Source organism: Acidiplasma sp., assembly GCF_038728925.1.
GTDB classification, from domain to species: domain Archaea; phylum Thermoplasmatota; class Thermoplasmata; order Thermoplasmatales; family Thermoplasmataceae; genus Acidiplasma; species Acidiplasma aeolicum.
This window is the reverse complement of sequence record NZ_JAVYSZ010000030.1, coordinates 1-6,945: the sequence shown is the minus strand read 5'-3', so window position 1 is coordinate 6,945 and position 6,945 is coordinate 1. Positions and strand designations below refer to the sequence as shown.

At 32.8% G+C, this 6,945-nt stretch carries 9 protein-coding genes; 6 read left to right on the top strand and 3 right to left on the bottom strand.

Going from position 1 to position 6,945, the window contains the following annotated elements; all coding sequences use genetic code 11:
- Positions 1 to 97: 97 nt before the first annotated feature.
- Genes QXW15_RS07685 through QXW15_RS07675 form a run of 3 tightly spaced genes read left to right on the top strand, consistent with a single transcriptional unit; the run spans position 98 to position 1,788 of the window.
- Positions 98 to 784: a hypothetical protein gene (locus tag QXW15_RS07685; RefSeq protein WP_342790291.1), complete on the top strand. Its 687-nt coding sequence runs from the start codon at positions 98 to 100 to the stop codon at positions 782 to 784.
- A gap of 21 nt (positions 785 to 805) precedes the next feature.
- A complete protein-coding gene (locus QXW15_RS07680; protein WP_048100812.1) occupies positions 806 to 991 on the top strand; it encodes a hypothetical protein in 186 nt (61 codons plus the stop codon).
- A gap of 8 nt (positions 992 to 999) precedes the next feature.
- Complete coding sequence (locus tag QXW15_RS07675; RefSeq protein WP_287950497.1) at positions 1,000 to 1,788, top strand: glycosyltransferase; 789 nt, start codon at positions 1,000 to 1,002, stop codon at positions 1,786 to 1,788.
- Between the two features lie 6 nt (positions 1,789 to 1,794).
- Here QXW15_RS07675 and QXW15_RS07670 read toward each other — a convergent pair whose 3' ends face one another.
- On the bottom strand, positions 1,795 to 2,868 hold the full coding sequence (locus QXW15_RS07670; protein ID WP_342790287.1) for a tRNA (cytidine(56)-2'-O)-methyltransferase: 1,074 nt from the start codon (positions 2,866 to 2,868) through the stop codon (positions 1,795 to 1,797).
- Positions 2,869 to 2,946: 78 nt separating this feature from the next.
- Entirely contained in the window at positions 2,947 to 3,447 is a 501-nt protein-coding gene (locus QXW15_RS07665; RefSeq protein ID WP_048100815.1) for an ArsR family transcriptional regulator, read from the bottom strand.
- Positions 3,448 to 3,564: 117 nt separating this feature from the next.
- On the opposite strand from QXW15_RS07665, the gene QXW15_RS07660 reads away from it, so the two are divergent.
- Complete coding sequence (locus tag QXW15_RS07660) at positions 3,565 to 3,789, top strand: hypothetical protein (RefSeq protein ID WP_048100816.1); 225 nt, start codon at positions 3,565 to 3,567, stop codon at positions 3,787 to 3,789.
- Positions 3,790 to 3,852: 63 nt separating this feature from the next.
- Positions 3,853 to 4,191: a carboxymuconolactone decarboxylase family protein gene (locus QXW15_RS07655; protein ID WP_048100817.1), complete on the top strand. Its 339-nt coding sequence runs from the start codon at positions 3,853 to 3,855 to the stop codon at positions 4,189 to 4,191.
- A gap of 182 nt (positions 4,192 to 4,373) precedes the next feature.
- On the opposite strand, the gene QXW15_RS07650 is transcribed toward QXW15_RS07655, so the two are convergent.
- On the bottom strand, positions 4,374 to 5,150 hold the full coding sequence (locus QXW15_RS07650) for an enoyl-CoA hydratase-related protein (protein WP_342790282.1): 777 nt from the start codon (positions 5,148 to 5,150) through the stop codon (positions 4,374 to 4,376).
- 199 nt (positions 5,151 to 5,349) lie between these two features.
- Between QXW15_RS07650 and QXW15_RS07645 the strand changes: the two genes are divergently transcribed.
- Entirely contained in the window at positions 5,350 to 6,774 is a 1,425-nt protein-coding gene (locus QXW15_RS07645; RefSeq protein WP_342790280.1) for an MFS transporter, read from the top strand.
- The last annotated feature ends 171 nt before the right edge of the window (positions 6,775 to 6,945 follow it).

Genomic DNA, 6,945 nt, shown 5'->3' with positions numbered 1-6,945 from the left:
TTCTATAAAAAAGATTTCTTTCTTGAATAATGCCATGAGAATTATATAAAATAAAAATCAGTAAATATTTTAATAGAATATAATTACACTAAGTGTTATGATTAATATAAGCAAATATGATAAAATACTTGAGGAATTAAAATCAAACCTCTTCTCTGAGAGAAAAATGAAAAAATTAAATAAAATCAATCCAAATTTTTATAAGGATATACATGAAATTCTTTTGGAGCTTGAGGATGAAAAAAACTCAGTTCTGGCGGATACAGACATTAAAAAATATATGGAGATAACGAAATTAATAGATGATTTAAAGAAAAATTTCAAGGCATTTTTCCAGGTTAGATTTGAGAAAATTGCAAGGTATTCCGTTTATGACATTACTGATGATATAACAGAAAACATGACACCGGAGGAAAAAAATATTATAAATGAAATATCATTAAAACTCAGAGATTATTATCGAGATTTTGCAGATGTAAAAAGGTTCAGGGAGCCAGAAACAGAAAAACCTGAGGAAGAAATTATTGATGAGGAGGAACCGGTACAAGGCATAAACAATATTGAAGAGGCCAAAAAAATTGAAAACCCGGTTGTTAATAAAAGCAATAAGGATGAATTGCTACTGGTTAGAATACTTGAAAATCTGCCCCCAATAGCCCAGCCTGATGGTGATTATTACCTGCATAAAAATGATATTTTATACCTGAACAAAACATTTGCGGAAATTCTGCATAAAAGGGGTGCGCTTTCATATATTAACATTGAAAAAAAGGAAACATTATAAATATTATTTAAATCATACCTTATGGAAAAAATATGTGATGTTGCTGGTTGTAATGAAAAGAGCTTTCAGACAGTTCCTGCAGACCTTGCCAGAAAGGTTTTTTCATTTAAGGAGGATAAAACAAAATACCATTTATGCAAGGCACATTATAAAGAGTACAAGAAAAATACTAAGAAGGAAAGGGAAACACAGAGAATGGACTGGTAATTTATATCATGGACGGAATATCTATAGTAATTACAACCCTGAACGAGGAAAAAAACATAGGGGCCCTGCTGGACTCACTTATAATTCAGGAAAGACCCTATGAAATAATTGTTGTTGACTCTAATAGCATTGATTCCACAGCAGATATAATAAGAAGCTACGAAAAAAAAATTGAGAATATAAAATTAATAGAGGCCAGGTCCTCAAGAGGCGGTGGAAGAAATATAGGTGTTGAATCTGCAAGGTATGATTACGTATCATTTATAGATGCCGATGCCACAGCATCTCCAGACTGGATTAAAAATATTAGAAAGTATAAATATAAATACGATGTAATTGCAGGTGCCATAATCACTTCCGGAAATAAATGGTACCGTACTGAAAGGTTAAAAATTTATCATAACGGTATAGAGGTTACACACCCATCAGCAAATTTAACCTATTCAAGGGATTTTTTTTTAAAGATGGGGGGTTTCGACCAGAGTTTTATTACTGCAGAGGATATTGACTTAAATATACGGGCGGTTGAATCTGGTGCAAGATGGGCATTCTGCAGGGAATGTATTGTTTATAATAAGGCCAGGGATACCCTTCTAGGGTTTATAAATCAGGCATACTGGAATGGTTATGGAAGGGCACAGCTTTCATTCAAACATAAAAATATAAGGGCGGAATATTTTAGTGAAATAAAAAATATTATTAACCCGATATATTTTTTAAGGAATCTGGCAGGTCTATCAGGTTATATTTATGGAAGGATAAAAATAAATGGAATTCAATACAGTGCCAGTGAATAATTAAGACTATTGTTTTTCAGCATCATCAACATCACGTGCAATTTCATCTATGTCCCTTCCACATATTTTTGATAGCTCATCATTAAGCATTTTTATTCTTTCGGCAGCTTCATAAAGTCCCTTTTCATGATAATTTTGAATTACCCTATCAAGGCTTATAATTCTGTCACCGGCAACAAGATTATCTGCCTGTGCCACAATCTTTTCTTCAATAGTTTCAGGAATGTAATCCTTTTCTGGAATTCCCAGATTTTTAGCCTCTGCTGCGGTAATCCCGGCACCTGTGTGGTGTTCAACAATGTTAATAATTCTATCATCTATATTCTTATCCCTTAAAATCTGTGCACCAACAACTGCATGGTCGATACCATTAGTTTTTGTTCTGCCTATGTCATGAAGTAATGATCCTGCTGCAACAAGGCGTCTGTCTGCATTTGTATACCCTGATATGGCCATGGCAAGTTCATAAACCTTCTTTACGTGCCTTATTATCCTATCACTGGCGTTATTATCATACAGGATCTGAAGAGCCTCCTTTTCATCTGGTATATATTTTACCATTTTACCATGTTCCATTGGTACAATATTAAGCTTTCCATTGAAATTCTTGTGCAGTTCCTTACCGTTAAAATACCTGTCAAGGAAGATGGCAAGGGCCGATACCTCACTATGTGGCTGATTTGCTATGGCAATATTATAATCTGCAATTAAATATGCATCAATTGGTACTTTTTCTGCACCAACAAGAACTATCATATCCCTGTTTTTTGTTTTTTCCCTTATCTCCTCTATTTTGTCATCAACATTAATACCATACATTGATAGATTTAACCTAATCCCATTAAAATCTCTAAAATATTTTTTCCAGTTAACACCAGAATTTATTTTAAAATCCCCACCGAATCTTGAAACAACATTGTTGATGTTTTCCTCAAGGAGTTCATCCTTTTCATCTATTACTATTCTATCTGCACCAAATGCCCTTGCAACCAGGGATACATGGGTTGTTATCCTTTTATCCCTGAATGGCCTGTGCCCTATCCTAAGTACTGTAATAGAACCGTGATGTTCTGATTCCATTTATATCACACTCTATAAATATCCAATATAATTTCCATATCTGAATTCACATAAAACAGGCATAAATTAAATTCATTTTTAAACATTATTTTCCATTTCTATTCTGTATCCCTTGAGATATAAAACACTGGATCTGTTTATTATTCCCTTTAATAGTGTTTGTGATATGTTAAGATTTTCAGAGGCTGTTCCGATAAAGACCCCTCCATCAACCATCATTGCCTTGATTTTATTTTCATAATCCTCAAGCTCCTTCTCGGTTAATGTTGTTGCATATATTATATCAGCCAGATCTGGCATGGAACCTATCAAATTTATCTGTATATTGGTATAATATGTATGATACGCTTTTTCTGGACCCTTATCACCAGTTATCCATTGACTTTCCACCATTTTAATCTTATCAAGGTAAAGCAGTGCCTTTTTTCCCTCAACGCCATATTTTTCATCTATTTGAGGCATTGTAATCCATCCGGTGGATAAATCAAGTAAAAGTTTTCTCTTAACGTCGGTATCAGCTGCATGGAATATTGTTACCAGTTCCCCAACGTCATTCACAACCTTTATCCTATTTACCATTCTTTTGATATTACAGAAACAGATATAATAATTTCTAAAGTCACCAAATTTTATTAATATAAATTTGTCAATAAGTTAACTACAAAATATAATTAATTGAAATTAAAATTTTGTTGTATGGAATCTGGCATTATTACGGAACTATCTCCATCAGCGAAATTGATATATAAAATTCTTGAGGAAATTAAGGTTGCCAGATTGTGCCAGCTTATGGAACTAACAGGTCTTTCAAGAAGAACCATCCTTTATTCCGTCAAATCGCTTAATAAATATGGGCTGATAGATATCACAACATGCCTTTCCGACACAAGGCAGAGGTTTTACTGCCTTAGGATTAAATAAGGTGCAAAAAATGCACAAATAGCAACATTATTATCTTTTATTTAAATGCAGTAATGAGTTATTATGGATGCAAAACAAAAATTAAATGAGGTTAACAGAATAATGGCAGAGACCGGAAAGGATAATTCAAAATTCCAGAATGCCTTCTTTGGTTTTATGTCAGCAACAATGGATAACAGTGTACTGGATCAAAAAACAAAAGAATTTATTGCATTATCACTCGGCATGGCAGCAAGATGTGAATGGTGCATATCTTATCATGTTAACAATGCAATTAAGGCCGGTGCAACCAGGAAGGAGCTAATGGAAGTGGGATATATAACAACCTTAATGTATGGTTCACAGGCGCTTATGGAAATGAACAGCCTTGTGGATGCCATTAACGCGTTCCTTCCAGAATAAATTTCACTTTATTATTTTGATTGACCTATTTTTTAACGCTCTAATATTCTGCAATCATTATAATTTTGTAGTGTACTGAAATGAATTCTTACATGTATCTATTTTTTTCAACATTTAATTTTATTGCTTATGCATATTAATATTATAATATTCGCAGCGGCATAATTTACCATTTTAATTATTTAAATATGATTCTCTTTTTTCCTCCTATGTAAAAAATTGTTAATTCCCTCTTTCGCTTCTTTCATTGTACTGTTATAAACTATTACATTTGTTGCAAAATCCAAGGCATTTTCTGTACTCATTTCTAGCTGTTTGTACAGTTCATTTTTTCCAAGTGCTATTACATTAAAATCAAACCTTGTTATTTCCTTTGCAAATTTTATTGTTTCCTTATATAAATCCTCATCCTTTGCTATTCTATTTACCAAACCATACATTAAAGCCTCTTCAGAACTTAAATAATTGGCGGTGAATAATAGCTCTGTGGCTTTTTTTAAAGGTATGTTTCTCGTTGTATAAACAGATGGGGTGCTGCAGAATAAACCCTCCTGTATACCTGGGGTTGCAAATTTTGCAGATTCAGAACATATTGCGAGATCACATGCCGCAACAAGCTGACATCCTGCAGCCGTTGCAATGCCCTGGACAGATGCAATAACTATTTGCGGTATTTTCCTTATTAACTTCATCATATTTCCACATACATTAAATAAGTCCATAACTTCTCCCGTATCGGCAAGTATTTCATTTAAATCGTGTCCAGAACTGAAAACAGGACCATTTGATCTTATTATTATAACTTTTATATTTTTATTCTTTGAAACATTATTTAATTCATTGTAAAGCAAAATTAATACATTTTTTGATAAGGCATTCCTTTTTCCCTCATTTTCAATATTTATAATTTCTATATCATCTTCCATTTTAACCTCTATTTTTCCCTCTGTGGCTTCCATAATTATATAATATTAAATATTATATAAATTTTTTATAAAAATTATAACGTCATCTTTTAGTATCTGCTGCTGTTTAAAAATAATTTTATAAATTCTAAAAACAGGGAAAAACTTAGAAAATATATTCTAAAATAATCTTAGAACTTTATCATATCTGTTTATTACTAAATATTTTAATACTATAATATATTTTTTAATTATGGATAAATATTCCCGGCTGATTATTTCACTTCTACTTGCAGTTCTTATGGGGGCAGTGGATTCCACAATTGTACTGCTTGCACTTCCAACAATAACCGATAATTTAAAAACAGAGTTATCAGCCTCAATATGGATTATTTTAATTTATTTACTTGTAATTGCAGTTGGAACAACACAGCTTGGAAGGCTTGGGGACATTATTGCAAGAAAAAATATTTTTATTTTGGGAATTTCTATATTTACTATAGGTTCTGCACTATGCGGAGCATCAGCAAATATTTATGAACTAATATCCTTTAGGCTAATACAGGGAATTGGAACTTCCATGGTGCAGTCAAACAGTGGGGCAATTATAGCGGATAACTTTCAGCCGAATAAACGTGGCAGGGTTTATGGATATACATCAGTTGGATATAATGCAGGTGCAATGCTTGGAATTGTTCTTGGTGGAATAATCACAACTTTTATTGGTTGGAGATATATATTTTATATAAATGTCCCGATAGGAATATTTGCCATATATTATGGAATTAAATACATTAACAGGAGTGAACCTGTAAGTAATAAGCTCGATCTTCCTGGAATGGCATCCCTTGGTTCTGCCTTAATACTTATATCATATGCCGCAGTGGATATATCAACATATGGAATAAGAACATTTAATATGGTTTTAATCGGTATTGGCATAGTTATGGTAATGTTCATGGTATATATAGAAACAAGGGTTAAAAAGCCTTTATTGCCATTAAAGGTATTTAGAATTAAGATTTTGTCATATTCATTGTTTGCATCATTTTTCCAGAGTTTGGGATTTCTGGCTGTTGTTTTTATAATTATAATGTACCTGCAGGGGATACGCGGGTTAACACCGTTTGACAGCGCATTATTATTGCTCCCCGGATATTTAATAGGCAGCGTTTTGGGACCATATTTCGGAAAGCTTGCAGATCGGATAGGCTCAAGAATACCGGCAACTGTAGGACTTCTAATGATGGCTGTGTCCATTCTAATTTATACAACATTAACTGTAAATTCCTCACTTTATATAATACTAATTGCATCTGCAATTACAGGCACTGGTTCATCAATGTTTTATCCTGCAAATAACAGTGCAGTAATGGCAAATTCGCCTAAGGAGCTTTACGGCATGTCATCTGGATTTTTACGAACCTTAGCCAATATAGGTATGCTTGGCAGCTTTGTGATATCAATATCCATAGCAAGCTTAAGTGTACCCAGAAGTGTTGCGTTTGAGGTGTTTGCAGGGGTTGGCAAGCTTGTTGGTGGTGTATCATTATCCTTCATGGTAGGAATACATTATTCATTATACGTTTCAATGGTGATAACCTTGATCGGTGCAATTCTATCATTTTCCCGTGGAAGAGAGGAAAGAAAAGCAATTGAAACCATGGCTAAAACATGAATTTATTTATTGTTAAATATCAGAATTATTGTAATATTTTTTTCATGCAGGTATTATATATGGATGACCACGTATTTTGAATATAATTATAATAAACACATTTTGATTAGCCTAATAAAAATATTAAATTTTTGAATTTTCCAGAAGCTTGAAATATATCTTCACAATTTT

Bases quoted from the DNA above. Each gene is read 5' to 3' on its own strand.
- QXW15_RS07660 (WP_048100816.1), top strand. From the start codon at position 3,565: ATGGAATCTGGCATTATTACGGAACTATCTCCATCAGCGAAATTGATA.
- QXW15_RS07670 (WP_342790287.1), bottom strand. From the start codon at position 2,868: ATGGAATCAGAACATCACGGTTCTATTACAGTACTTAGGATAGGGCAC.
- QXW15_RS07655 (WP_048100817.1), top strand. From the start codon at position 3,853: ATGGATGCAAAACAAAAATTAAATGAGGTTAACAGAATAATGGCAGAG.
- QXW15_RS07650 (WP_342790282.1), bottom strand. From the start codon at position 5,150: ATGGAAGCCACAGAGGGAAAAATAGAGGTTAAAATGGAAGATGATATA.
- QXW15_RS07675 (WP_287950497.1), top strand. From the start codon at position 1,000: ATGGACGGAATATCTATAGTAATTACAACCCTGAACGAGGAAAAAAAC.
- QXW15_RS07665 (WP_048100815.1), bottom strand. From the start codon at position 3,447: ATGGTAAATAGGATAAAGGTTGTGAATGACGTTGGGGAACTGGTAACA.
- QXW15_RS07685 (WP_342790291.1), top strand. From the start codon at position 98: ATGATTAATATAAGCAAATATGATAAAATACTTGAGGAATTAAAATCA.
- QXW15_RS07680 (WP_048100812.1), top strand. From the start codon at position 806: ATGGAAAAAATATGTGATGTTGCTGGTTGTAATGAAAAGAGCTTTCAG.
- QXW15_RS07645 (WP_342790280.1), top strand. From the start codon at position 5,350: ATGGATAAATATTCCCGGCTGATTATTTCACTTCTACTTGCAGTTCTT.